The organism is Rhodomicrobium sp. R_RK_3 (assembly GCF_002198715.1).
Classification (GTDB): domain Bacteria; phylum Pseudomonadota; class Alphaproteobacteria; order Rhizobiales; family Rhodomicrobiaceae; genus R-RK-3.
Genome location: NZ_MWLK01000001.1, coordinates 194,665 through 220,765, shown reverse-complemented (window position 1 = coordinate 220,765; position 26,101 = coordinate 194,665). Strand labels below are relative to the sequence as shown.

Sequence of the window (26,101 nt, the reverse complement as noted above, 5' to 3'; positions counted from 1 at the left end):
ACCGCAGATTGAACGCCATAAGCCAGACTTTCGAGAGGCCGCCATGTCCGAGACCGCCATCCCCCGTTACAGCAAGGTGCGCCGCGCCGATCGCGGCAGCTACGACCACGCCGCAATCCACGCCGTGCTCGACGAAGGGCTGGTCGCCCATGTCGGCTTTGTGGCCGATGACCGCCCGATGGTCATCCCGATGATTTACGGACGCGTCGGCGAGAATTTCTACCTGCACGGCGCCAAGGCGGCGCGCTTCGCCAAGACCATGGGTCCGGGCGTGCCGGTCTGCATCACGCTGACTTTGCCCGACGCCATCGTCGTTGGCCGCTCGGCCTTCCATTGCTCGATGAACTACCGCGCGGTGATGATCCATGGCAATGCGCGGCTCGTCACCGACCTGGAGGAAGCGGAAGCTGCGCTCGCCGCCGTCACCGATCATCTGCTGCCCGGCCGCTGGGCGGAGTCGCGCCCGATGACGGAGAAGGAGCTCCGCTCGACCGCCGTTTTGCGGGTCGAGGTCGAAGCGGCCTCGCTGAAGGCGCGCTCCGGCCCGCCCATCGACGAGGAGGAGGATTACGAGCTGCCGATCTGGGCCGGGCTGATCCCGCTGCGCGTCGCGGCGGGCGCGCCGGTCGGGGACAGCCGCCTGCGTGAGGGCGTCGCGATCCCGGCCTCGGTCAAGGCACGCCTCTGACCGGCTCGCGGCCAAGGGCCACGGCCCTTGGCCGACTCCGGCTTCCGGGCTATCGAATCCCTTGTGTATAGGGAGACCGCCATGGGATTCGACTTCACCTTCGCCGGTAAGACCGCCATCGTCACCGGCGCCAGCCGGGGCATCGGCCGGGCCATCGCGCTGGAATTTGCCCGGCTCGGCGCCACTGTCGCGGCGGTCGCGCGCACGCAGGCGGATCTCGACAGCCTCGCCGCCGAGATTGCGCAAGGCGGGCAGGGCAGGGCGCTTTTATGCGCGGTCGATCTGCGCGGGCCCAGCGTTCCGGCCGAAGTGGTTGAGCGCGTCGTGGCGACATTCGGCAGTGTTGATATGCTGGTCAACTGCGCCGGCACCACCAAGCGCGGCGGCTTCCTCGCCCTCACCGACGAGGACATGCTCGACGGCTTCCTGGTGAAATTTCATGCCGCGGTCAGGCTGTGCAAAGCGGCGTGGCCGCATCTGAAGGCCAGTCAGGGCGCCATCGTCAACATCGCGGGCGTCGGAGGCAATACGCCGGCGGCCGAGTTCACCATCGGCGGTCCGGTCAATTCGGCGCTGATCAACTTCACCAAGGCGATCGCGGATCAGGCGCTCACCGACGGTATCCGCGTCAATCTGGTGAACCCGGGCCATATCGCCACCGACCGGCTCGCCGGCCGCATCCGCACCTATGCGGCGCAAAAGGGCGTCAGCTATGACGAGGCCTATGCCGACACGCTGAAGAGCATGAGCCTCACCCGCTACGGCGAGCCTGTGGACATCGCGCGGGCGGTGGCGTTCCTGTGCTCCCCTTTCGCCGCCTATGTCCACGGCGTCAGCCTCGACGTCGATGGCGGCGCGACGAAGGGGATTTAGCTCCTTCTTTTGTCACGATCCGCAGCCGAACCCCCTCTCCCTTGGGAGAGGGCGGGGGTGAGGGGTTCGTGAGCGAGCCGAGACTCCGCAACCCCTCACCCGGCACGCTTCGCGCGCCACCCTCTTCCCTCGGAGAGGGTTCGGCTGCGGCGAGGAGCAGGGCAACTGCTTCCAACCAAAATGATCCCGCACTAACCCAAAGCCTGCGCCAGATCGGCCTGCAAATCGGCAACGTCTTCGATGCCGACGGAGAGGCGGATCAGGCTGTCGGTGATGCCGCTCTTGGCGCGCATTTCGGCGGGGATCGAGGCGTGCGTCATCACGGCGGGATATTCGATCAGGCTCTCGACGCCGCCCAGACTCTCGGCGAGCGTGAACAGATGCGTGCGCGACAAGGCGGCATCGACGGCGGGCCGTCCGCCCTTCAGGAAGGCCGTCACCATACCGCCGCCCTTGCCGCCCATCTGGCTTTGCGCCAGGGCATATTGCGGGTGGCTCTCCAGCCCCGGATAGATCACGCGCTCGACCTTGGGATGCGCCTCCAGCCAAGCCGCCAGATGCAGGGCGTTCGAGGAATGCCGCTCCATGCGCAGGCCGAGCGTCTTGACGCCGCGATGCATCAGGAAACTGTCGAACGGGCCGGAGATCGCGCCCGCCGCGTTTTGCAGGAAGCGGAGCTTGTCGACCAGATCGGGCCGGCTCGCCACCGCGACGCCGCCGATGACGTCGGAATGGCCGCTGATATATTTGGTCGCCGAATGCAGCGTGATGTCGGCGCCGAGTTCGAGCGGGCGCTGGATAAAGGGCGAGGCAAAGGTGTTGTCGACGACGACAATCAGGTCGTGCCTGTGCGCCTCCTCGGCGATGGCGGCGATGTCGGCCAGCTTCAGCAGCGGGTTGGTCGGGGTTTCCAGCCAGACCATGCGCGTGGTCGGGCGGATCGCCTCTTTCAGCCTCGATGCATCGGTGAGATCGACATAGCTTACCTCGAGCCCCGCCGAACGCCGCCGCACCCGCTCCAGCAGGCGGTAGGTGCCGCCATAGAGATCGTCGATGGCGATGACATGCGCGCCCGCGTCGAGCAGCTCCAGCACCGTCGCCGAGGCGGCGAGCCCCGAGGAAAACGCAAAGCCGGCCTGGCCGCCCTCGAGCGCCGCGACCGCCCGCTCGAAGGCGAAGCGCGTCGGGTTCTGGCTGCGGCCATATTCGAAGCCGGTGTGCACCCCCGGCGATTCCTGGGCATAGGTGGCGTTGGCGTAGATCGGCGTAATCAGCGCGTGCGTGGCCGGGTCGACATGCTGGCCGCCATGGATGGCGCGCGTGTCGAAACCCTTGATGAGATTGTCTTTTTCGGAAGCTGTGCTCATGGTTGTCCGGTTCTCTTGCGCAGGAAATTGAGAAAATCGATGGGCGTGATCAGCCCGAGGAACTGCCCGTCATCGACAACGCAGGCGGCCCGACATCGCTCGAAAATCGGGATCAGCTCGGCGACCGGGCTCTTTACATCGATGGTCTCGACCTCATGGCGCATCAAGCTGCCGACCGCCGCGTTGAAGGCGGCGGGGTTGCTGGTGACGGTGGTCAGAATATCGGCTTCGTCCATCAGACCGACAAGGCGGCCCCCGTCCATCACCGGAACTTGCGAAATCTCGTAAAGCCGCATCTTGGCGTAGACCTGCTGCAGCGTCTCCTGCGGCGCGGACCAGACCACGTCGCCGCGCAAAAATGGCCGGGCGATCAGGTCGCGCAGGTCATGCGTCAGCGGCCGGTTGGTCATGCCGTGATCGTCGAGCCAATAGGGATTGTAGATCTTCGACAGATATTTGTTGCCGCTGTCGCAGGCGAAGGTGAGCACGCGCTTCGGCTCCGTCTGCTCGCGGCAATATTTCAGCGTGGCGGCCAGCAGCGTGCCGGATGAGGAGCCGCAGAGCACGCCTTCCAGTTTGAGCAGATCGCCCGCCGCGGCGATGCTTTCGGCATCGGTGATGGTATAGGCGCGGCGGACGAGGCTGAGGTCGCAATTGTCGGGGACGAAATCCTCGCCGATCCCCTCGACCAGCCAGCTTCCCGGCTTGATCCGCACGCCCTCATTGACGAGCGGGGCAAGGATCGAGCCTTCGGGATCGGCCAGCACCATTTCGACATGCGGCGCGACGCGGGCCATGTAATGGCCGATGCCCGACAGCGTGCCGCCGCTGCCGACGCCGCAGACGATGGCGTCGAGCCGGTGGTCCATCTGCCGCCAGATTTCCGGCCCGGTGCCGGTCTCGTGCGCGGCGGGGTTGGCGGGGTTCTCGAACTGGTTGACGTAGAACGCGCCGGGCGTCGCCTCGGCGATGGCGCGGGCCTTGTCCTGGTAATAGTCGGGATGGCCTTTCTCGACATCGGAGCGCGTCATCACGACTTCCGCGCCGAGCGCCTTCAGGTGAAAGATCTTCTCCTGGCTCATCTTGTCGGGAATGACCAGTTTGAGCCGGTAGCCCTTCTGCACCGCGACCAGCGCCAAAGCGAGCCCGGTATTTCCGGCGGTCGCCTCGACCAGCGTGCCGCCGGGCGGCAGCCGGCCATCGCGCTCGGCCGCCTCGACCATGGCGAGCGCGATGCGGTCCTTGATCGAGCCGCCCGGATTCTGGCTCTCCAGCTTCAGGAACAGCTCGCAGGGCCCGGTGTCGAACTTGGTCAGCCGGATGATGGGCGTGTTGCCGATCAGGCCGAGTACGGTCGAGGGGGAAGCGTCCGAAGGAGATGAATCCATCTCTGTCTCCTAACAGGTTTCCGCGCCGGTCGTCGCAGCGGAATAGTCGTCAAACCAGGATACGCCTTCTCCCGTTCCGGAACCGGATCGGCGCAATCTGCCGGGTCAACAACAAAGAGACATGTATGCGATTCTCTCAAAAGCGACGTATCGGAGGGTATTGGAGGAAGCGGAGCGCGTCAACCGCGATGCGGGGATGATGGTATTCATGCGCATGTCTCAGGCCGCGCTCGCATTCTTGCTCTTGGCCAGGATCCCCTTGCGGAGCCGGTCGACGACGTCCTGCGCGCTGGCGGCGTCGAGGCCCATCTGGCGCAGCGTGTAATCGGACATCGAAAGCGCGATCTCGCGTTCGCCCATGATGACGAGGCCGACCCGCAGCTCGGTCAGATATTGGTAATCCTCATCGGAATGGGCGCGGGCGACGATGCCGATCTGCGGATTGGCCTGGCGGGCGAGCTCGATGACGCGGCGGGTGCGGAAGGCGTCGGGCAGGGCGACGACGATTAACCTAGCATGGCGGGGGCGGGCGACCTTGAACACCTCCTCGCGCGTTGCGTCGCCGAAGATCACCGTGGTGCCGGCGGTGCGGGCGAATTCGGAGACCCGCCATTGGCCGTCGATGACGACGAACGTCTGGCCGGCGGTTTTCAGCGCCCGGGCGATGACGCTGCCGACCCGGCCATGGCCGACGATGATGACATGGTCGCGCAGGACGGCGAGCGCGCGGGCGTTGGAATGCGGGTTGCGCAGGCGCATCGGGCCGAGCGGTAGGTCGAAGCGGCCGTCGAGTTTTGCCGCGAGGCTGCCATAGGCCCGGATGGTCAGCGAATGCAGCAGGATCGAGGACAAGGCGGCGGCGAGGACGAGGCCCTGCTGGGTGCCGGTCATCAGGCCGAGACCGGCGGCGAGCGTCGTCAGGATGAAGGAGAATTCGCCGACCTGGGCGAGCGTCCCGGCGACGAGCCCCGCGACGCTGCCGCGCACACCGAGCAGGATCAGCAGGAAAAAGAAGATGATGCCGCAGCCGGCGAGGATGGCGATCACCAGCGAGATGATCTGGAGCGGCGCGGTGATGAACAGCATCGGGTTGAACAGGGTGCCGACCGAGACGAAGAACAGCACGGTGAAGATGCTCTGGATCGGCAGGGATTCGGCGGCGGCCTGGTAGCTCAAGTCGGATTCGCCGAGCACCATGCCGGCGAAGAAGGCGCCGAGCGCGACGGAGAGGCCGAGCAGCGAGGCCGAGCCATAGGCGATGCCGAGCGCGATGACGATGACGCCGAGGGTGAACAGCTCCTGCGAGCCGAAGCGCGCGGTCCAGCCGAGGATGGCCGGCAGCAGCCAGCGGCCGACGCCGAGCAGCAGGCTGAGGAAGAGGGCGATCATCAGCATGGTCTCGCCGGTCAGCAGCGCGAGGGTTCGCAGGTCCGGCGCCTCGCGGGCGACCAGCGGCAGCAGGACCAGCGCCACGATGACGACGACGTCCTGCACGACGAGCCAGCCAAGCGTGATGCGTCCGGCCTCGGTCGCGAGCTGGCGGCGCTCCTCCAGCGCCTTGGTGGCGACGGCGGTCGAGGAAATGGCGATGGCGAGGCCGAGGATGAGCGCCGCGCCGGGCGGCCAGCCGAGCAGCAGCCCGATGCCGTAGCCGAGGGCGGTACAGCCCGCGATCTGCACCAGCGCGCCCGGCACGGCGATATGCCAGACGACGGTAAGGTCGCGCAGCGAGAAATGCAGGCCGATGGTGAACATCAGGAGCGCGACGCCGATTTCGGCGAGTTCGGTTGTCAGTTTCGGGTCGGCGATGAAGCCGGGCGTGTAGGGGCCGACGATGATGCCGGCGACGAGATAGCCGACGATGTTGGGCAGGCCGATCAATCGCGCCGCCAGCCCGCCCGCATAGGCGAACACCAGCGAGATGACGATCGTGGCGATGACGGGCGAGGCGTGCTCCATGATCCTGCCATCTTAGACGCAGGATGTGCCGCCGGCACCATGCCTTTCCCGCGCCGCAGCCTTGCGGCGGGCGAAAAGACGCTCGCCCACTCGTCGCCCCGGCCGAAGAGCCGGGGCCTACTCGCATCTCCTCTTGCCGCAGCGCTCGCGGATCGGCCGTTGGGTCCCGGCTCACCGCTGCGCGGTGTCCGGGACGACGAGAGGAAGCCTAATCCTCATCCGCCTTGAAGCGGCTGAGCTTGCCCGATACGAACGGTGCCACCAGCGCGATCAAGGCGATGGTCAGCAGGATCGCGGCGGTGGGGCTTTCGACCAGCGCCAGCGGATCGCCGAGACTGATGGAGAGGGCGCGGCGGAGTTGCTGCTCCGCGAGCGGCCCCAATATCAGCCCGATGATGACGGGCGCCACCGGGTAGTCGTAGCGGCGCATCAGGAAGCCCATGACGCCGAAAATCGCCAGCATCGACAGCTCGACCACCGAGGGTTTTGCCGCGATCGTCCCCATCGAGGCGAACAAGAGGATGCCCGCATAGAGCCAGGGCTGCGGGATGGCGAGCAGCCTCACCCACAGGCCGACCAGCGGCAGGTTGAGCACCAGCAGCATGAAATTGGCGATCAGCAGGCTGGCGACGAGGCCCCAGACCAGATCCGGGCGCTCGGCGAACAGCAGCGGTCCGGGATTGAGGCCGTATTGCTGGAAGCCGGCCAGCATCATCGCCGCCGTCGCCGAGGTCGGCAGGCCGAGCGTCAGCAGCGGCACCAGCGTGCCCGCCGCCGAGGCGTTGTTGGCCGCCTCCGGCCCCGCGACGCCTTCGATGGCGCCATGGCCGAATTCCTCCGGATGCTTGGCCAGCCGTTTTTCCAGCGAATAGGAGAGGAAGGTCGGGATTTCCGCGCCGCCGGCCGGCAAGGCGCCGATCGGGAAGCCGAGCATGGTGCCGCGCAGCCAAGGCTTCCAGGAGCGCAGCCAATCGCCCCGCGTCATCCAAAGCGAGCCGCGCACCGGCTCGATGGTCTCCGGCGCGTGACGCCAGCGCGAGGCCACATACATCGCCTCGCCGACGGCGAACAGGCCGACCGCCAGCGTCGTCACCTCGATGCCGTCGAGGAGATCCGGCACGCCGAAGGCCAGACGCGCCTGGCCGGACAGCTCGTCGATGCCGATCAGGCCGAGGGCGAGGCCGACGAACAGGCTGGTCAGGCCGCGCAAGGGGGAGGCGCCGAAGGTCGCGGAAATGGTGACGAAGGCGAGCACCATCAGCGCGAAATAATCGGCGGGGCCGAAGTTGATGGCGACCTCCACCAGCCAGGGCGCCAGGAAGACGATGCCGATGGTGGCGATGGTGCCGGCGACGAAGGAGCCGATGGCCGAGGTCGCCAGCGCCGGGCCGCCCCGGCCGGCCTTCGCCATCTTGTTGCCCTCGATGGTGGTGGCGAGCGAGGCGCTTTCGCCGGGCGTGTTGAGCAGGATCGCCGTGGTAGAGCCGCCATACATGCCGCCATAATAGATGCCGGCGAACATGATCAGCGAGCCGGCCGGGTCGAGCTTGTAGGTGACCGGCAGGAGCAGCGCCACGGTGAGGGCGGGGCCGATGCCCGGCAGCACGCCGACGGCGGTGCCGAGAAAGACGCCGATGAGCGCGAAGACCAGGTTCATCGGCTGGGTTGCGACGGTGAGGCCTTGCAGCAGGGCTGAGAACGTATCCACGGCGGACCCCTTAGAAAAGCCGCTCGAAGGGCCCTTGCGGCAGGCTGAGCGAAAGCAGTTTGGTGAACATCAGATAGACCAGGAAAGACAGCGTGAAGCCGATGGCGGCGTCGGCGATCAGCGCCTTGCGGCCGAAGGCGCGCGCCGTCGCGGCGAACAGCACGGTGGCGCCGAGGATGAAGCCGCCGCCGAAGGCGATGGCCGCGATCTGGCCGGCAAGACCGACGAGGATGAGGATGACCGGCAGCAGGTCGAAGGTCTCGCGCTCCGGCGCCTCGCCGCGCCATGCGGCGAGCAGGCTGGCGGCGCCGATGACGGCGAGGCCGGCGGCGACGGCATAGGCCGCCGCTGCCGGGCCGATGCGCGAATAGGCAGGCCCCGCGCCGTGATTGGAGGCATCCCAGGAGATCAGCACGGCGAAGGCGAGCAGCCCGGCCGCAATGAAGAATCCGGCCGCGTCGCGGCGGCCGGAGGGCTTCGGATCGCCGCTCATCGGAGCGACTACTTGCCGAGGCCGATGGAGGCGAGAACGCTCGACACGCGCTCCTGCTCCACCTTCAGGAAGGCCGCGAAAGCATCGCCGGAGAGATAGACATTGTCCCAGCCCTTGGCCTTCAGGATCTCGGCCCAGGCCGGCGAGGCGTTCATCTTGTCGACGGCATCGATCAGGGCCTTGCGCTGCTCGGGCGTGATGCCGGGCGCGGCGAAGACCGAGCGCCAGTTGACGACGTCGAGGTCGATGCCCTGTTCCTTCAGCGTCGGGCCGTTGACATTGGGCAGGCGCTCGGCCGAGGTGATGGCGATCAGGCGCAGCTTGCCGGATTTGATCTGGCCCTCGAACTCGCCATAGCCGGAGACGCCCGCCGTCACCTTGCCGCCGAGCACGGCCGCCAGCGCTTCGCCGCCGCCGGAGAAGGGGATGTAGTTGATCTTGGTCGGATCGGCGCCGACCGTCTTGGCGAACAGGCCGACGAGAATGTGGTCGACGCCGCCCGCCGAGCCGCCCGCCCAGGTGACTTTCGCCGGGTCGGCCTTGACGGCGGCGGCGAGGTCCTTGGCGTCCTTGATCGGCGAATTGGCCGGGACGACGATGGCTTCATATTCGCCGGTAAGTCGGGCGATCGGCGTCACCTGGTCGAGGCTGACGGGCGCCTTGTTGGTGATGATGGCGCCGACCATGACGAGGCCGTTGACCATGAGCTGGTTGCCGTCGCCCTTGGCGCTGTTGATGAACTGGGCAAGGCCGACCGTACCGCCCGCGCCGGGGATGTTGATGACCTGGGCGCTCTTGGCCGCGCCACTGGCGACCAGCGCATTCTGCATGGCGCGCGCGGTCTGGTCCCAGCCGCCGCCGGGCGCTGCGGGCGCGACGATCTTCAATTCGGCCTGCGCCAGCGCGCGGGCGGCAAATCCGGCGCCTGCGAGCGCGGCGAGGGCGCAAGCGGCAACGATCCGTTTCAGAGACGACATTCAATAACCTCCCAATTTGCCGCGACGCTCCCCTTGGGACGGCGATCGGCGGCCGCTGTGCTCGCAGCGCGCGTTCTTGTCCGCCCGTTGCCGGCGCGGATCGGCATCACCCTAGTCCCAAATTCGCGAAAAGACGAGTGGGTCCGGCAGGTTGTGCGGGACCGGACGGCGAAGCGAGAGGCGGCTGGAAACGCCGCCGGAACCGACGTTTTCCGCGCCCGCGCGCCGCCCGCGAAACTGGGGGAGATCGCACAATTTGCATTCATCCGAAGACGTTGCATCCCGGTAACAGTCAAAGGACAAAGCGGTTGTCCCCAGTTTACGCAAGGGGGCAAAAGAGATATGCACAACCACAGATTGAATCAGAATCGATTGGGAGAGCGCTCGTGGAACCGATTTTCAGCCCCGGACCGGGTCAAAAATCTCATTGCCGGCCCGCGAGCCGCAAGCGGTCGCGCCGCGTGGCCGGCGCGGGACGGCGCAGTCCGCTGGCGATGGCTGTCGTGGCAGCCGCGCTTGGTGTTGGCGGCGTGGTATTCTCCAGCGAGGCGGAAGCGCAAAATCTTGGCACCGCCGAGTTTTTCGGCGTGCTCGGCTCCAGCACGGTCACCAATACCGGCCCGAGCGTGATCCGGGGCAATGTCGGCACTTCGCCGGGAACCGCCATCGTCGGGTTTCCGCCCGGCATCGTCGTCGCGCCGGCGTCGATCCATGCCGCCGATGCCCTCGCCGCGCAGGCCCGCGTTGATACGATCACCGCTTACAATGCCCTGCAGGCCCTGCCCTCCCAGGTCAATCTGACCGGCCAGAATCTGGGCAATCTCGTGCTCTCCCCGGCGGTCTACAGCTTCGCCACCTCGGCGCAGCTCACGGGTCTGCTGACCCTCAACGGGCAAGGCAATTCCGCGGCGCGATTTGTCTTCCAGATCGGCTCCACGCTGACCACGGCCAGCAATTCGGCGGTCCTGCTGATCAATGGCGCGAATGGCGACAATGTCTTCTGGGCGGTCGGCAGTTCGGCGACGCTCGGCACCAACACGCGCTTCGCCGGCAACATCCTCGCCCTGACCAGCATCACGCTCAATACGGGCGCCTCGATCACCTGCGGCCGGGCTCTTGCCCAGAACGGCGCGGTGACGCTCGACAACAATGCCATCACCCTCTGCATCAACGGCGTCGTTCCTCCGGATATTCCCGGCGGCACTGGCAACGATATTCCGACCGGCACCCTGTTCGGCTCGGGCGTCACCGGATTCCAGAATGCCAGCTTCGGCGCGCTCGGATTGTTCGGCCTGTCGATGATGAGGCAGGGCATGTTCTGGCGCGACGGCGGGCCTGAGGACTATACCGGCATCACGCCGCAATCCTTCAAGGATATGCCGGGCGGATCGCTGAAAGACGCCGCCCCGGCAGGCTGGGACGGCATCATGCCGCAACTCGATCCGCGCCGGACCTGGCGGCTGTGGACGACCGGCTATGGCGGTACGGGACATTTCGACGGCGATCGCAATGAGGGTAGCAACGATCTCGACACCGAGACGCTCGGCTTCTCGGTCGGTCTCGATTATCAATTCGACCCGACCACCCTCGTCGGCATCGCGGCCGGCTACAGCAATGCGCGCTTTTCCGTCGATGACGTGACGACGCATGGCCAGGGCGAGGGCGGCCATGTCGGCGTTTATGGCGTGAAGACCTATGGCCGGGCCTATGTGGCCGGCGCCGCCGACTATGCTCATTTCCACAATGACACCGACCGTTTCATCGACTGGCTGGTGAATGAGCGCGCCAACTCCTCCTTCGACAGCGACGGCTTTGCCGCCCGCTTCGAAGCCGGCTGGAAACAGCCTGTCAACCGCTTCTACGTGACGCCCTTCGTCGGCGCCGGCGTCGCCTATCTGAACAGCGAGGATTTCACCGAGGACAGCCGGGCCATTGGCGGCGGACCCGGCATTCTCGGGCTGAGCTTCGACGGCGATTCAACCACGTCGGTGACGAGTTCGGTCGGCGTGCAGCTCGATACGCGCATCCTGATGGATGAGGGGCGCATTCTCACCCCCTTCGCCCGGGTCGCCTGGGTGCATGAATTCGAGCCCGACCGCGACCTCGACGGCTTCCTGACGCAATCGCCGGCGGTGTCCTTCACGGCCTTCGGCGCACCGGCGGCGGAGGACGCGGCCAAGGTCGACGCCGGTTTCCGCCTCGATCTGACCGACCGTATCGCCGTCTTCGCCTATTTCGACGGCGAGTTCTCTGACGACACCCAGATCTATTCCGGCAATGGTGGCGTCCGCATCGCGTGGTAACCCAGTCGTCGTCCCGGACGCCGCGAAGTGGTGAGCCGGGACGCAATGGCCGATCCGCGACCGCTGCGGCAAAGGGAGATGCGAGTGGGCCCCGGCTCTTACGGCCGGGGCGACGGGAGATGGAATTGCGAGCGGCGTCCGCGCCTCAAATCCGCGCCACATCCGCCAGCAGGCGGATGAAAGCCTCGCAGGATTCAACCGCCGCCGTTTCCTGCATGGTGTGATAGCCCGTCGTCGGGATTTGCAGCGTGGTGCCATCCACCAGCCCGTTCGAGGCCGCGATGATGCGGCCCATCTCGGTGCTGCCGAGCGAGCGCGGCTTCATCCCAGCCGCGGCCAGCCGCTCATTGTCCGCCGCGATATAATGGTCCTTGTAGCTGAAGGCGATATGCCGTTCGCGGCAGAGCGCTTCCAATTGCTTGGTCAGCTCGATGTTGAAGCCGGCATTGGCGTCGCGCGAGCGCAGGACGACATGCTGGCGGTCGGCTTCGTCGCGGTTCGGATAGGCGCTGGTGTCGAGCACCACGAGCTGGTTGGTCGAGCCGCCGAAGCGCCGGAACCATTCCAGCAGATAGCGCCAGCTCCGTCCGGCCTCCTCCTGCGCCGTGAAGAAGGCGGTGCCGCGAAAGCCGATCTCGAACAGATAGACGAGGATCGCGGCGGTCAGCACATTGTCGAGCTGGCCGACGAAATGCTCGTCATCGATCCGCAGGCTGTCGCGCAAGGCAACGGGCGTCCCGGCGACCAGATGCTCGAGCCCGCTCACCTCGAAAATCAGATTGTGCCGGTGCTCGCAGATCGAGGCGAGGCTGATCGCCCCCGCGCCGCGATAGGCGCCCGACCACGGCTCATAGGCATAGACCGGCACGCCCTCGAAGCGGTCGGCGATGGTCAGCATCAGCTCTTCGGAGACGGAATTGCCGAGCAGGTCGGAGCGGCTGCCGGCGACGAAGGCGGCATATTGGAACTCGTTCGGCCCGGTGCAGATCAGGCCGTGGCGGTCGATATGGGCGGAGAACATCATGCTGTCCGGCCGGTCGCCGCGCGCCACCAGCACGCCCTCGTACCAGGTGACGTCCGCGCCGCGTTCCTCGAGCTCGCGCTGCAAGACGCGAAAGAAGGAGTGTTCCGCGCCGACGACGCTCGGACTGCGCATCAGCAGTTTCAGGAGGTCGATGAGTGGCGCGTGGCTCGACAAGGTCGGGGCTGTCCGGAGGTGTGGCGGTCGGTCGAGGCAAATTCTGCCCGCCTTGCGCGCCAGCCGCAACCACCGATTGACGCTCACGGAGCGGCATAAGGACGGCGACTCCAGAATTTGCTGTGCGAACCGCGCCAAGCGGCTTGCGCCCTCCCGCAAATCCCAGAACTATACGTAGATTCCCGTACGGATTCTCCCAAGTGATGCGTATCCGCGCGGCCGCCAACGGCCCTGCCATGGAGACGCTGACCGATGAAACACGCCCTGCGTTTCGCCTTCTACGCGCTCGCCGCCTATATCGTCGTCGACGGCGACACCATCAAGGCGCCCTATGGCGTCACCTATCGCCTGCTCGGCTTCGACACGCCGGAAACCCATTTCGCCAAATGCGACGCCGAGCGCGAATTGGGCCTCGCCGCCAAGCAGCGGCTGGAAGAGCTGCTCGCCACCAGCGAAGTGAAGGTTTTGGAAAGCGGCAAGCGCGACCGCTACGGGCGCACCCTCGCCACCGTCACGGCGAACGGCAAGGATGTCGGCGAGATCCTGATCGGCGAGGGCTTAGCCCGGCCCTATCACGGCAAGAAGCGCGATGGCTGGTGCGGGACGTGAGGCGGGAAAAAAGACGACGGCCAAACCGGCCGCCGAACATTGATCCGATCGCCCACTGAGGCGTTTACGCCAGGCGCAGCGCCTTGGCCGCCTCGATCAGAAGGCTTTTGGGAATGACCACGGCGATCTCGCCTTCGCCGGTATGCTTCTGCACCGCCGCGCTGTTCAGCACGATGGCGTCGAGCTTGCCGACGATGACCACGTCTTCCGGCGAGCCGCCTTCCATCACGGTGGGGCAGCCGCAGCCGCAATCCCCGCAATCCTTGGCGATGACCTTAAATTCTTGTGAGTTCCCGTCCCCAGGCATGAATCGTCTCCCTACGCATTCACGTCAGGCACAATTCTAACACAATTCGGCGAGGCGTGTAGCGTTTTGGGCCTGACGATTCGGGCAAGGTCAGCCTGGGGCGAGGTTTGATCTGAGCGGGCCGGCGGAAGATGCCGCCGGATCAGGGCTTCTGGATCCAGCGGATCAGCAGCGCGCAAGGGATGAACCAGATCACCACGGTCAGGAAATAGAACAGGATGTGCCAGGGCGTGGCGAGGCCGGGCAGGCGCGCGATCGCCACCGAAATCGCGAAAGTGTAGAACACCAGCGAGAAGACGATCAGGCCGAGCGCGCCGATGAATTTTCTGAGACGGACATTCATGGCCTTAGCTCTAATGCATGATCCGGCAAAGCGCGAAGCGGCGATTTGGCCTGTCGAGGCGTCATTCACCCTATTGTGGCGCGGCGGCATCGGCGCTAGCTGTAGTTCATGAGCATCGCCGACCGCCACGCCCCCGCGACCGCCGCTCTCCGCTCCGATCCGGGCGAGGCGAGCCAAGCCGCGCTGCGGATCTGGCTCTTTGCCGTGGCGGGGCTGATCTTTGCCATGGTGATCGTCGGCGGGGCGACGCGGCTGACCGATTCCGGCCTCTCGATCACCGAATGGAAGCCGCTGCTCGGCGCCATCCCGCCGCTGACATCCGCCGACTGGCAGGACGCATTCCAGAAATACCAGCAGATTCCCGAATATCAGCTCATCAACAAGGGCATGAGCCTCGCCGAATTTAAGGCGATCTATTGGTGGGAATGGTCGCATCGCTTCCTCGGCCGCTTCATCGGCATCGCCTTCCTGTTGCCGTTCCTGGTGTTTTGGGCGCGCGGCATGATCCCCCGCCGCCTGCTGCCGAAGATGATCGGCCTGTTCGTGCTCGGCGGCGCGCAAGGCGCGCTCGGCTGGTACATGGTCAAGAGCGGCCTCGCCGAGCGCACCGATGTCAGCCAATACCGGCTCGCCGCGCATCTCGGGCTCGCCGTGCTGATTTTCGGCGCAATGCTCTGGGTGGCGTTCGGTCTGCGCGCGGGGCGCCGCGAGGAAAAGGCGGGATTGCCGGTGTTCGCCGCGGCCCTGTTCGCCGGGCTGGTGTTTCTGCAGATCATCCTCGGCGGCTTCGTCGCGGGGACAGATGCCGGGCTGTCGCATAATACCTGGCCTCTGATGGACGGCGCGCTGATCCCGAGCGGACTTGGCGCCATGGAGCCGTGGTACCTGAACGCGTTCGAGAATGTGCTGACGGTGCAGTTCAATCACCGAATGGTCGCCTATCTCACCGCGCTGGCTGGGGTGGTGAATCTGGTTCTGGCGTGGCGCGGAACCGATGCGGGCGCACGGGCCCTGACGCTGACGGTGTTCGCGGTTATCCTCTGCCAGATCGCGCTCGGCGTCTTCGCCCTGCTCAGCCAATTGCAGATCGGCCTCGCGCTGGCGCATCAGGCCGGGGCGCTGGTGCTGTTCGGCCTCGCGCTTTATCAACTCCATCGACGCCTGCACGCGGCTTAGATTTCCCGGCACGGCAATACTTGCGCGAATTATGAGCGGCGATCTGTGATCGGAACGCATCAGTTGCGGATATAACAAGTCTCGCTTTGAATTCACTCGGCTTTTTGCGGGCGAAAGCATTTGCGCCGCCGCCTCCTTCTTCACTAGCCTAAGAATTGGGCATGAAAGCCGGGAAACAATACCCGGCCGGGGGAGGGAACATCTTGAAACACGCAATTTCTTGCGTCGCCTTGTGCATGGCGCTGATCGGACCGGCGCAAGCAGGTCCGGACGATTACGACCGGGTGATCAGCTTCGGCGACAGCCTTTCGGATAATGGCAATCTCAAAGCGGCGATCGGTCTGCCCGACTATATAGGCGGCCGTTTTTCCAACGGGCCGACCTTTGCTGAGATTTTGGCCGGCACCGCCAATTTCGGTGCCGGAGAGAGTTCGCAGGCGCGATTCTGGGGGCCAGGCTTTTCGGTCAACCTCGGGGCCGTGACGGGCGATGTCAATCTGGCGGTCGGCGGCGCGCGCACCGTGGACGGCGACCTGCCCTCCGAGCGCCTCCAGATCGGAGCCTTTCTGCTCGCCGGCGGCCGGTTCGGCGAGAACGACCTCGTGACCATGCTGGCCGGAGCCAACGATCTTTTCGACCTCGGCTTCGTCCCCTCGGTCGCGCTGAGTGCCGCGGTTACGCAGACGCAAAATGTGGGTGCCGTGATCGGCGCGGGGGGGCGGACGATCCTTGTCGGCAATCTGCCGGATCTCGGCGCGACCCCGGCCCATAGCGGCGACCCGGCGGCGACGGCGGCGACCAATGCATTCAATCAGCAGCTCGACCAAGGGCTCCGTCAGCTCGCGGCGGCCTTTCCGCAGGCGAACATCATCCAGATGGACCTGCATGCCACGCTTGCAGTTGCGCTCGCCAATCCGGCGGCGTTCGGCTTTACCAATGTCGACAGCCCGTGCTTCATCAGCGCGGCCAACCAATGTTCGAACCCGGACCAATTTCAATTCTGGGACGGCGTGCACCCGACCGCCGCCGGTCATCGTTTCCTCGCCCAATACGCCGCCGCGCTGCTCTCCACCGACGAGCACGGCAAGGATGTGGCGGCGCTCGGCGATGTGGCGGTGTCCACACGGCTCGAGGCGTCCGACATTCTGTTCCGGCGCGGCGTGTCGATGCTCGACGATCACACCTCCGGCGGTCTCTATGCCGAAATCATCGGGACCGGCGCCAACGACTATCAGCTAGCCGGAATTCGCGCCGGTTTCGATACGAAGCAGTACGGATTGACCTTCGGTGGTGCTCTGGCGCATTTACGCGGTCAGGTTGACGCCGCAAGACTGAACTCGGATGCCACCACCACGCAGGCGGATATTTACGCGCTCTATTCGATGGCACCGTTCTTCGTCGGCGTCGAGGGCGGCGTGTCGTTCACCGATTACGACGACATCCGCCGTGACACGACCTTTCCGACGGTGTTCGGCAAGGCCGACGACACGGACAGCACCGCCTATAGCCTTGCGGCAACGCTCGGCACGCAGCTCAAGACGGGCGGCATCACGCTGACGCCGGCGCTGCGCGTCGGCTATCTGTCGGCCGATGTCGGCGCGTTCTCCGAGAGCGCACCGCTGCTGGCATTGGGATATTCGGAGCGCGAGATCGACGCCGGCTTCTGGACGGCGCGGCTTCGGGCCTCGTCGCAGGTCTTCCATGATCTGCGCTCGGTCGCCTATGTCGAAGCGGGTTACGAGGATCTGTTTTCGGTCGAGGACGGCTACAGCGCGAAGCTGGTGAATAATACCGCGCATGCGGTCGACATCGACACGGACCCGTCCGCGCGCGGCTTCTTTCTGAAGGCGGGCCTGAGCGCGTATGTGACCGAGACCGCAACGCTTGGCGCGGAGTACGGCGTCTCCTTCCAGGACGGCGACGACGAAGTGCATTCTGGACGGCTCACGCTGAGGATTCCGCTCGGCGGGCCGGAGGAAGGACTCGGCGGCGGGAAGGATTGAGTGCCGTCGTTGAGGTATGCAGAGGCGCGGGGGGCATCGCGGCACCGAGGCCGTGGCTCGAGGCGGCGGCTGCGGCGTACTGGGTCCCCGCTCCGTGGATGACGAACAAGCGAATGCTCGTTCCCGCCCTAGGAGGCTCCGCGCGTAGATCACGACGATGTTCGTCGCGTCTCGGTGCGAAGGCGCGGGGTCCGAGACCGGCTCACGCAGGCAAGGGCTACAGCCAGCGTTTGCGGCGCTTGAAACTCTTCAAATTCTTGAAGCTGCGCCGCTCGCCGCCTGAGCCGCCGAGGTAGAACTCCTTCACGTCCTCATTCGCGGCAAGGTCGGCGGCGGTGCCATCGAGGACGACCTTGCCTTGCTCCATCACATAGCCATAGCTGGCGACCTGGAGCGCGGCGCGGGCGTTCTGCTCGACCAGCAGGATGGTGACGCCGAGCTCGCGGTTGATGCGGGCGATGATGCCGAACACCTCCTTCACCAGGAGAGGCGACAGGCCCATCGAAGGCTCGTCCATCAGGATCAGTTTCGGGCGCGCCATCAGCGCACGGCCGATGGCCAGCATCTGCTGTTCGCCGCCGGAGAGATAGCCCGCGAGCCCGGTGCGCTCGCGCAACCGTGGAAAATAGTCGAGCACCATCTCCATGTCGCGGCCGATCTCGCGGTCGCGGCGCGTGAAGGCGCCGAGCTTGAGGTTTTCGATAGCGGTCATGTCGGCGATGATGCGGCGGCCTTCCATGACCTGGAAAATGCCGCGCCGGACGATCTTGTCCGGATCGACGCCGTCGATGCGCTGGCCGTCAAAAAGGATTTCGCCGCGCGTGACCTTGCCGTTTTCGGTTTTCAGCAGGCCGGAGATGGCTTTCAGCGTCGTGGATTTGCCCGCTCCGTTGGCGCCCAGCAGCGCGACGATGGCGCCTTTCGGCACGGCAAGGCTGAGGCCGCGCAAGACGAGGATGACCTCGTCATAGACGACCTCGATATTGCGCAGGTCGAGGAGCGCGGGGGCGGCGTCTACAGGCGAGGCGGTTTCGGCTGCGAGGTGAGGCGACATGGTTTTAGTCTCTCGAACAAGGCACAGCGTGGACGCTCGCCGCAGCGGACCCTCTCCCAGTGGGAGAGGGTGGCGCGCTGAAAGCGTGCCGGGTGAGGGGTTACAAACGATCGGGCAAGCACGATGGCTCCTCCGGCATTCAGAATTCCGAAGCTCCTCCTCCGTCGCCCCGGCCGTCAGGGCCGGGGTCTCCGCAGCAATAGCGGAAATATGATTGGGTCCCGGCTCGGCCTGACGGCCGTCCGGGACGACGGGGAGAGGACCTTCGATGCGCGAAGGTCTCCGATGGGAGAGGGGGCGATCCGTTGCGTCGTTAGCGCAGCTTCTCGGGCGGCCACCAAGCGGCCCGTCACCCTCACCAGCCCAGCCGGTCGGCCTTGCGCTCCAGTTCGACTGTCTTCACCTTCTCCAGCTTGATGGTGCCGTTCTTGACCAGATCGGCCACCGGCGCTTCCGTCGCGCCGCCGACATTCATGCGGTAGATGTTCACGCTCATCAGGCCGCGATGGTCTTCGGCGCTCCAGCTCGAGGGCAGGCAGACGCCTTCCATGCCGGCGGGCACCCAGTCCTTCTTCTGATACATGCCCTGCTGCACATTCGGCCCGGTGACGCCGCCATTCTTGGCCGCCCAGTCCATCGCCTCGGCCATATAATAGGCCGAGCAGACGCCGGTGAGATAATGCACCGGACGGTAGACATCGGCGCCGCCCGAGGAGAGTTTCGAAATCGCCGCCAGCGTCGCCTTGCCGGGCGCCTCGCCGTTCCAGGCGATGCCGGTGCGCATGGGGAAGACGACGCCGTTGGCCGCATCGCCGGCCGCCTTGGCGGCGTTCTCGTCCATGCCCCAGACATTGCCCATGAACTGTACATTGACGCCCGCCGTCTTGCACGCCTTCAGCACGGAGATGTTGGAGCCGGCGGTGTTGGCGAGATAGGCGTAGTTGGCGCCGGCGTCCTTGATGGTCAGGCATTGCGAGGTGTAGTCGCCCGGCGTCATGGCGAATTGCACCGGCGGGATGATGTCGAAGCCGAGCTCCTTGGCCATGGCCTCGCCGGCTTCCTTGGGCGAGTTCGGATAGGGATGGTTGGCGCCCATATGCACGAATTTCGGCTTGCCGGTACCGCCCTTGGCCTTCCAGTCCTCGGCGGCCCAGATCAGCAACGCGCGCACGGCGTCTGAATAGCTGGGGCCGTAGAAGAAATTATAGGGCGCGGCCTTGGTCCTGCCGCTCTTGCCCCCCGGATCGGTCAGCGCGGCGGAGTAGGAGGCGGAGAGATAGGGGATTTGGTCCTTGGTGACGAAGCCGATCATGGCCTCGGTGTCGGCGGTGCCCCAGCCCTGGATGGCGGCGACCTTGGTGCCCTCCGACCACTTCTTGTACTGCGCCACGGCGCGCGGCACCTGATAACCGTAATCGACGGTCTCGACCGCCAGCTTCTTGCCGGCGATGCCGCCCTTGCTGTTGATATAGGCCAGCGCATCGGCCACGCCCTGGCCGTAGGGCACGCCGACATCGGAGGTCGGGCCGCTCTGGTCGGCGAGATGGCCGACGGCGATATCCTGCGCCAGCGCCGCGCCGCCGGCGAGCGCCCCCGCCAGCGCCAAGGCGGCCGTCATACCGGTAATCCGCAAACGTGTCATGGAGCCTCCCATTCATTTTCTTATGAGAGTCCACTTAAGCAAAATGTCGCAGTTTGCTCAACGCGGATGAGGGATGCTCCGGCCGCCGGGTTCTTCCTATCAGTTCGCGGCGAAGAGCTGGGGCAGCACCTTCACTAGGCTCGGCTCCAGCAGTTCGGTGATGATCTTGCGCGTGCGCGGATCGGCGACGGCGGCCTTGGGATCGGGCGGCAGCCGGTTGCCTGCCTTCATCTCGACATTGGGCCCGCGCAGGAGATCGGGCTCGAAAGGATTGAAGGTGATGTTCAGATTGTGCTCGCCCCGCACCGGCTGGAATTTGCTGTCATAGACCTGCAAGGAGACATAGGCGTGGACAAATTCGAGGTCCTCCGAGAGCATTTCCCTGCGCAGGACGCCGAGACCGGACACGGACTGGTTGGTGCCGCCGACACGGTCGCCGGCCGGCCCGACCACGAGGTAATAGTCGCATGGCTGAGATCCCGCATGACCGGCGATGAATTTGCCGAGTTCGTCGGTGCGGCTGGTGAAAATGAAGCTGCCCGACTCGAATTTCTCGTAAGCGCCGTCCGGGAGGCGGATGGGCTTGACCTTGAAGGTCTTTTTCAGCGTCTTGGTGACGAGCGCGGCAACCTGATCGTTGATCTTCCAGGCGCCGATCGGGATTTTGTGCTCTTCATTGCCGAAGACCATGATGCCGACACGCTTGACCGTAAAAGTATCGCCGAGAACGGAAATCAGGCCGATGGTCTTGACGGACGCAGGTGCTGCCGCGGGCGGGGTAGCGGGCTTGGCCGCACCGGGTTTGACGGCCGCGACAGGCTTTTGCCCGGCGGCCGGCTCCTTGGCGATGAAGCGCGCGGGCGGCTTGTAGCCGTCGTCATTGCTGGATGATTGGGCCGGTTCTTGCTGCGCGGCCGCGGGATAGACGGCGGCCACCGATAGCAGCACGGCGAACGCCGCCGCGCGAAACGCAGTTAACATGATCCCCTCCAACATGTCCCCAACCACGATCGATGCCACGAGGCGAACGCCGCCGCAAGCGTCGGCGCTCGAAACATGGGGAAAGTGCCCGGCCTCAGTGAGCGAAGGGATACAGCTTCCAGTATGCCTTGATCTGCTTCCAGCGGTGGGCGAGGCCGTCGGGCTCGAACATCAGGAACAGCACGATCACCGCGCCGATGGCCATCTCGCGCAGGTAAGAGATGTTGTTCTTCAGGCTGAGCGCACGGTCGATGGCGCCGCCGGCGAGGCTGGAGGTCAGCCACTCCATAGCCTCGGGCAGCAGCACCATGAAGATGGTGCCGAGGATGGTGCCCATGATCGAGCCGAGCCCCCCGATGATGATCATGCCGAGGAACTGGATCGAGAACAGGATGGTGAAGCCTTCGACCGAGACGAATTGCAGGTAGTGCGCGTAGAGCGCGCCGCCGATGCCGGCGAAGAAGGCGGAGATGCCGAAGGAGAGCGTGCGGTATTTGGTGAGGTTGATGCCCATCATCTCGGCGGAGAGGTAATGGTCGCGCACGGCGACCAGGGCGCGCCCGTCGCGCGAGCGCATCAGGTTTGTCGCCAGCACGAAGCAGAGGACCATGTAGGAGAGCACGACGTAAAAATAGCGCGCGTCGGTGTCGAAGGCGTAGCCGAAGATGGAGAATGGGTAGGCGACGGTGCCCGCGACGCCGCCGGAGAACCATGAGGCGCGGGCGAAGAAGTCCTGCAGGATGTATTGCGCGGCGAGTGTGGCGATGGCGAGGTATAGGCCCTTCAGCCGGGCGGCGGGCAGGCCGAAGATGAGGCCGGCGGCGGTCGTCATGAGCCCGGCGAGCGGGATCGCGAAGAAGACCGGGATGCCGTGGACGTTGTTCAGCCAGGCCGAGGAGAAGGCGCCAAAGCCGAAAAAGGCGGCGTGGCCGATGGAGATCTGGCCGGTGAAACCGACCAGGATGTTGAGGCCGAGCGCGGCGATCGAGAGATAGCCGATCTGGATCATCAGGCTGAGGATGTAGCGGTCGAACACCAGCGGCGCGCAGGCAACGAGGATGAGCGCCAGGATGGCGGCGTTGCGGCTGGTGACGGTCGGGAAGATCGTCGTGTCGGCCGCGTAGCTGGTTTTGTACTCGCCGGCGGGGATCAGGCTGTGCGTTGCCATGACGGCCTCCGGGATAAAGGAAGAAAAAGCCCCCTCACCCACCCGCCTGCGGCGGGAGCCCTCTCCCTCGAGGGGAGAGGGCAAGGAAGGGGCGTCTTGTTTTTAGCCCTCTCCCCTTGAGGGAGAGGGCGGGCGCCGTAGGCGACCGGGTGAGGGGGCTTTGGCACGGACTTGATCATACCCGCTCGATGTCTTTGGTGCCGAACAGGCCATATGGGCGGATCATCAGGATGATGATGAGCACGTAAAAGGGCGCGATCTCGTAGAGATTGCCCCAATGCAGATATTGCCCGTCCACATATTGCGCGAGGTTCTCCAGCAGCCCCACGATCAGACCGCCGATCACCGCGCCCGCGATGCTGTCGAGGCCGCCCAGGATCACCGCCGGGAACACCTTGATGCCGTAGAAGGACAGCGCCGACGAGACGCCGTTGACGATGCCGACCGTCACGCCCGCAACGGACGAGACCACTGCCGAAATCGCCCAGGCCATCGCAAACACGTTCTTCACCGAAATCCCGAGCGACTGCGCAACCTGCTGGTCGAAGGCGGTCGCGCGCATGGCGAGGCCGTATTTGGAGTATTTGAAGAACACCGCAAAACCCGCCATCAGGAATAGCGAGATGCCGAGACTCATCAGGTAGACGGTCTGGATCTGCACGCCGCCAATATTGATCTGCTGCGTCTCGAACACCGGCGGGAAGGGCTGGGCGAAGACGCCGAACATCCATTTCATCAGCGCCTGGAAGACGATGGACAGGCCGATCGTCACCATGATGACGGAGATGATCGGCTCGCCGATCAGCGGGCGCAGCACCACCACCTGGATGGCGACGCCGAGCACCAGCATGAAGGCGAAGGTCAGCAGCATCGCCCAGACGAACGGCACTTGGTGCGCGGTCATGATCCACCAGCAGGCCCACGCGCCGATCAGCAGGAATTCGCCTTGCGCGAAGTTCACCACCTGGCTCGCCTTGTAGATCAGCACGAAGGACATGGCGACGACGCCGTACAGAGCGCCGACGATCAGGCCGTTGATGATGAGCTGGATGAGGAGCGGGTCGACCATGGCTCAGGCGGCTTTCGCTGGCGTGGAGGGCGGGGCGGTGGCGGTCAGGTCCGCGACGGGGAGCGTCGTTTGGATGCGCTGGGTGGTGCCGTCCTGGAAGTGGATGACGGTGTCGATGTCGATGGCCGGGCGGCCGGCATAGATGGCGTCGATGATGGTGCCGTATTTTTCCGCGACGACGCCGCGCCGCACTTTCCGGGTGCGCGTCAGCTCGCCGTCGTCGGCGTCCAGCTCCTTGTAGAGCAGGATGAATTTCGCGATCCGCTGCGCCGCCGGCAGCGAGGCGTTCACCGTCTCGACTTCCTTGCGCAGGAGTTCGTAGACCTCGGGGCGGCTGGCGAGGTCGCTGTAGGTTGTAAAGGCGATGCGCTTCTTCTCCGCCCATTTGGAGACGATCGAAAAGCGGATGCAGATCATCGCGGCGAGATAGTCGCGCCCCGCCCCGGTAATGACCGCCTCGGCGATGAAGGGCGAGAACTTCAGCTTGTTCTCGATATATTGCGGGGAATAGCGGTCGCCGCGCGCGGTGACGGCGAGATCCTTGATGCGGTCGATGACGATCAGGTGGCCGTTCTTGTCGAAATAGCCGGCGTCGCCCGTATACATCCAGCCGCCGCGCAGATCCGCCTCCGTCGCCTCAGGCGCTTTGTAATAGCCCGAGAACATGTTCGGGTGCCGCGCCACCACTTCGCCGACGCCGTTCGGGTCGGGCTTGTCGATGCGGATATCGACGCCGGTGAAGCCGACGCCGACCGTGTCGAAATCGACCTCGCCCGCCTTGTGGATGGTGTAGGCGCCGAGCAGTTCGGTCTGGCCGTAGAGCTGGCGCAGCGGCACGCCGATGGCCTGGAAGAAGCGGAAGGTGTCGGGGCCGAGCGCCGCGCCGCCCGTCGCCGCCGAGCGTAGCCGGGTGAAGCCGAGACGGTCGCGCAAGGGACGGAACACCAGCAGCTCCGCGAGGCGCGAGCGGCGGCCTTCCGCTTGCGCCTTCAGCCCGCGCGCCAGACCGAAATTGTAGAGGCCGCGCTTCAGCGCCGAGGCGTCCATGATGCGCGAGCGCACGTCGGCGGCGATGCCCTCCCACAGGCGCGGGGCGAACAGCACGAAGCTCGGCGCGATCTCGCGGAAATCGTGCATCATCGTGTCCGCTTCCTCGACGAAGTTGACCTTCATCCGGCTGATCAGCGCTTTGCCGAGCGCATAGATCTGCTCCATGATCCAGGGCAGCGGCAGCACGGAGACATATTCGTCGTCGGGGCCTTTCGGGTCGCGCTCGAGATAGGCGGCGCAGTGGAAGAGCACCGCGCCGGCGCTCAGCATGGCGAGTTTTGGATTGGCGGTCGTGCCCGATGTGGTGCACAGGATCGCGACATCGCCCCCGCGGGTCGCATCGACGAGCCGGTCGTAGAGGCCGGGATCGGCGGCGGCCAGCTCGCGGCCCTTGGCGGCGAGCGCTTCGGCTGAGATCAGCCGCGGATCGTCATATTTGCGCATGCCGCGCGGGTCGCAATAGACAATGTGCGCGAGGCTCGGGATGCTCCCGGCGAGATTGAGCAGCTTGTCCGCCTGCTCCTCGTCCTCGGCGATGACGAGTTTGGCCTCGCCATCGTTGATGAGATAGGCGGCCTCTTCTTCCAGCGCGTCGCGGTAGATGCCGAGCGTCATCGCTTTCACCGCATGCGCGGCGATTTCGCCTGCCACCCAGTCCGGCCGGTTGTCGCCCATCAGCGCCACCACATCGCCCTCGCCGATGCCGAGCGCCTTCAGGCCGAGCGCGAAATCGCGGACGCGCTCGTGATAGCGCTGCCAGCTCCAGGCGTGCCAGATGCCAAAGTCCTTCTCGCGCAGGGCGATGTCGGCGGGGTGCTCGCGGGCGTTCAGGCGCAGCAGCTTGGGAAACGTATCCGCCTCGGCGAGCCGCGCCGCGATCCCGGCCGTCATGCGCCGGCCTCCGCCAGCGGCACGTCGTCAGGATCGGCGAGCACCGGGTCCACCTCGCCGAGATAGGCGGCCCGCACATGCGCATTGGCCATCACCTCGCCCGGCACCCCCTCGGCGATCTTCTTCCCGAAATCCAGCACGGCGACGCGCGAGGAAATGTCCATGACCACGCCCATATCGTGCTCGATCATGATCACGGTCATGCCGAACTCCTCGTTCAAGTCGACGATGTAGCGGGCCATGTCCTCCTTTTCCTCGAGGTTCATGCCGGCCATCGGCTCGTCGAGCAGGATCAGTTCCGGCTCGATGGCCATGGCGCGCGCCAGTTCCACCCGCTTGCGCAGGCCGTAGGAGAGCGTCCCGGCCTGCGCCTTGCGGACGGGCTGCAAATCGAGGAAGTCAATGATCTCTTCGACGCGGCGGCGGTGGGTGAGTTCCTCCGCGCGCGCGCCGGTCAGCCAGTAGAGCGAGCCGGTGATAAAATTGTTGGCCAGCAGGTGATGGCGGCCGACCATGATGTTGTCGAGCACGCTCATATGCTGGAACAGCGCCAGGTTCTGGAAGGTGCGGCCGATGCCGATCCTGGCGCGGTCGGCGGGCGGGCGGCGGGTGATGTCCTGGCCTTTATAGACGACGTGGCCCTCGGTCGGACGGTAGCGGCCGGAAATGCAGTTGACCAGCGAGGTCTTGCCCGCGCCGTTCGGGCCGATGACGGAAAACAGCTCGCCCTTGCCCACGGCAAGGCTGACATTGGACAGCGCGCGCACGCCGCCGAAGCGCAACGAGACGTTGCGTATTTCCAGTAGCCCCGCCATCGGGAGGCGCCTTTGTTGCGTTTCCTCTGCGTGCAGTGA

At 65.5% G+C, this 26,101-nt stretch carries 22 protein-coding genes; 6 read left to right on the top strand and 16 right to left on the bottom strand.

From position 1 onward, the window contains the following. The first annotated feature begins 43 nt into the window (after positions 1–43). Together BLEFHOIH_RS00980 and BLEFHOIH_RS00975 are read left to right on the top strand one after the other, a co-directional pair. Positions 44–688, top strand: a complete 645-nt coding sequence (locus BLEFHOIH_RS00980; RefSeq protein ID WP_088342619.1) for a pyridoxamine 5'-phosphate oxidase family protein — start codon at positions 44–46, stop codon at positions 686–688. Positions 689–769: 81 nt separating this feature from the next. Then, entirely contained in the window at positions 770–1,561 is a 792-nt protein-coding gene (locus tag BLEFHOIH_RS00975) for an SDR family oxidoreductase (RefSeq protein WP_088342618.1), read from the top strand. Between the two features lie 191 nt (positions 1,562–1,752). On the opposite strand, the gene BLEFHOIH_RS00970 is transcribed toward BLEFHOIH_RS00975, so the two are convergent. The 6 genes from BLEFHOIH_RS00970 to BLEFHOIH_RS00945 form a co-directional block, all read right to left on the bottom strand. Continuing rightward, entirely contained in the window at positions 1,753–2,928 is a 1,176-nt protein-coding gene (locus BLEFHOIH_RS00970) for a PLP-dependent aspartate aminotransferase family protein (RefSeq protein WP_088342617.1), read from the bottom strand. Continuing rightward, complete coding sequence (locus BLEFHOIH_RS00965; RefSeq protein ID WP_088342616.1) at positions 2,925–4,316, bottom strand: pyridoxal-phosphate dependent enzyme; 1,392 nt, start codon at positions 4,314–4,316, stop codon at positions 2,925–2,927. Before BLEFHOIH_RS00965 ends, BLEFHOIH_RS00970 begins: the two co-directional genes overlap by 4 nt. 219 nt (positions 4,317–4,535) lie before the next feature. Beyond that, positions 4,536–6,275, bottom strand: coding sequence for a cation:proton antiporter (locus BLEFHOIH_RS00960; RefSeq protein WP_088342615.1), 1,740 nt, complete (start codon positions 6,273–6,275; stop codon positions 4,536–4,538). Between the two features lie 208 nt (positions 6,276–6,483). Beyond that, a complete protein-coding gene (locus BLEFHOIH_RS00955; RefSeq protein ID WP_170936929.1) occupies positions 6,484–7,983 on the bottom strand; it encodes a tripartite tricarboxylate transporter permease in 1,500 nt (499 codons plus the stop codon). 10 nt (positions 7,984–7,993) lie between these two features. After that, on the bottom strand, positions 7,994–8,476 hold the full coding sequence (locus BLEFHOIH_RS00950) for a tripartite tricarboxylate transporter TctB family protein (protein ID WP_088342614.1): 483 nt from the start codon (positions 8,474–8,476) through the stop codon (positions 7,994–7,996). A gap of 8 nt (positions 8,477–8,484) precedes the next feature. Beyond that, the gene (locus BLEFHOIH_RS00945) at positions 8,485–9,453 is read right to left on the bottom strand and encodes a tripartite tricarboxylate transporter substrate-binding protein (protein ID WP_088342613.1); all 969 of its coding nucleotides are present in this window, start codon (positions 9,451–9,453) and stop codon (positions 8,485–8,487) included. Positions 9,454–9,947: 494 nt separating this feature from the next. On the opposite strand from BLEFHOIH_RS00945, the gene BLEFHOIH_RS00940 reads away from it, so the two are divergent. Continuing rightward, complete coding sequence (locus tag BLEFHOIH_RS00940; RefSeq protein WP_125461527.1) at positions 9,948–11,756, top strand: ice-binding family protein; 1,809 nt, start codon at positions 9,948–9,950, stop codon at positions 11,754–11,756. Positions 11,757–11,901: 145 nt separating this feature from the next. Here BLEFHOIH_RS00940 and BLEFHOIH_RS00935 read toward each other — a convergent pair whose 3' ends face one another. After that, positions 11,902–12,954 (bottom strand): peptidase M42, encoded by a 1,053-nt coding sequence (locus BLEFHOIH_RS00935; protein WP_088342611.1) that lies wholly within the window; start codon positions 12,952–12,954, stop codon positions 11,902–11,904. Between the two features lie 252 nt (positions 12,955–13,206). Here BLEFHOIH_RS00935 and BLEFHOIH_RS00930 point away from each other — a divergent pair, with 252 nt between their 5' ends. Next, entirely contained in the window at positions 13,207–13,563 is a 357-nt protein-coding gene (locus BLEFHOIH_RS00930; protein WP_088342610.1) for a thermonuclease family protein, read from the top strand. A gap of 64 nt (positions 13,564–13,627) precedes the next feature. Here the strand turns inward: BLEFHOIH_RS00930 and BLEFHOIH_RS26000 are convergent, their stop codons facing one another. Both BLEFHOIH_RS26000 and BLEFHOIH_RS00925 read right to left on the bottom strand, forming a co-directional pair. After that, positions 13,628–13,870 carry a hypothetical protein gene (locus BLEFHOIH_RS26000; protein WP_125461526.1) on the bottom strand — a complete coding sequence of 81 codons (243 nt, stop codon included), beginning with the start codon at positions 13,868–13,870 and terminating at the stop codon, positions 13,628–13,630. A 142-nt stretch (positions 13,871–14,012) separates the two neighbouring features. Then, positions 14,013–14,213, bottom strand: coding sequence for a DUF2842 domain-containing protein (locus BLEFHOIH_RS00925; protein ID WP_170936928.1), 201 nt, complete (start codon positions 14,211–14,213; stop codon positions 14,013–14,015). Positions 14,214–14,321: 108 nt separating this feature from the next. Here BLEFHOIH_RS00925 and BLEFHOIH_RS00920 point away from each other — a divergent pair, with 108 nt between their 5' ends. Together BLEFHOIH_RS00920 and BLEFHOIH_RS00915 are read left to right on the top strand one after the other, a co-directional pair. Next, positions 14,322–15,389 carry a COX15/CtaA family protein gene (locus tag BLEFHOIH_RS00920; RefSeq protein ID WP_088342608.1) on the top strand — a complete coding sequence of 356 codons (1,068 nt, stop codon included), beginning with the start codon at positions 14,322–14,324 and terminating at the stop codon, positions 15,387–15,389. A 203-nt stretch (positions 15,390–15,592) separates the two neighbouring features. Continuing rightward, the gene (locus tag BLEFHOIH_RS00915) at positions 15,593–17,392 is read left to right on the top strand and encodes an autotransporter domain-containing protein (RefSeq protein WP_170936927.1); all 1,800 of its coding nucleotides are present in this window, start codon (positions 15,593–15,595) and stop codon (positions 17,390–17,392) included. A gap of 217 nt (positions 17,393–17,609) precedes the next feature. Here the strand turns inward: BLEFHOIH_RS00915 and BLEFHOIH_RS00910 are convergent, their stop codons facing one another. The 7 genes from BLEFHOIH_RS00910 to BLEFHOIH_RS00880 form a co-directional block, all read right to left on the bottom strand. Next, positions 17,610–18,446, bottom strand: a complete 837-nt coding sequence (locus BLEFHOIH_RS00910; protein WP_088342606.1) for an ABC transporter ATP-binding protein — start codon at positions 18,444–18,446, stop codon at positions 17,610–17,612. A 355-nt stretch (positions 18,447–18,801) separates the two neighbouring features. Next, on the bottom strand, positions 18,802–20,064 hold the full coding sequence (locus tag BLEFHOIH_RS00905) for an ABC transporter substrate-binding protein (protein ID WP_245296813.1): 1,263 nt from the start codon (positions 20,062–20,064) through the stop codon (positions 18,802–18,804). A 123-nt stretch (positions 20,065–20,187) separates the two neighbouring features. Continuing rightward, a complete protein-coding gene (locus tag BLEFHOIH_RS00900) occupies positions 20,188–21,069 on the bottom strand; it encodes a hypothetical protein (protein WP_125461525.1) in 882 nt (293 codons plus the stop codon). Positions 21,070–21,163: 94 nt separating this feature from the next. Further along, entirely contained in the window at positions 21,164–22,237 is a 1,074-nt protein-coding gene (locus tag BLEFHOIH_RS00895) for a branched-chain amino acid ABC transporter permease (RefSeq protein WP_088342604.1), read from the bottom strand. A gap of 175 nt (positions 22,238–22,412) precedes the next feature. Further along, the gene (locus tag BLEFHOIH_RS00890; protein ID WP_088342603.1) at positions 22,413–23,306 is read right to left on the bottom strand and encodes a branched-chain amino acid ABC transporter permease; all 894 of its coding nucleotides are present in this window, start codon (positions 23,304–23,306) and stop codon (positions 22,413–22,415) included. 3 nt (positions 23,307–23,309) lie between these two features. Then, on the bottom strand, positions 23,310–25,247 hold the full coding sequence (locus BLEFHOIH_RS00885) for a long-chain fatty acid--CoA ligase (protein WP_088342602.1): 1,938 nt from the start codon (positions 25,245–25,247) through the stop codon (positions 23,310–23,312). After that, on the bottom strand, positions 25,244–26,062 hold the full coding sequence (locus tag BLEFHOIH_RS00880; RefSeq protein ID WP_088342601.1) for an ABC transporter ATP-binding protein: 819 nt from the start codon (positions 26,060–26,062) through the stop codon (positions 25,244–25,246). The genes BLEFHOIH_RS00885 and BLEFHOIH_RS00880 overlap by 4 nt, the downstream gene beginning before the upstream one ends. Between the last annotated feature and the right edge of the window lie 39 nt (positions 26,063–26,101).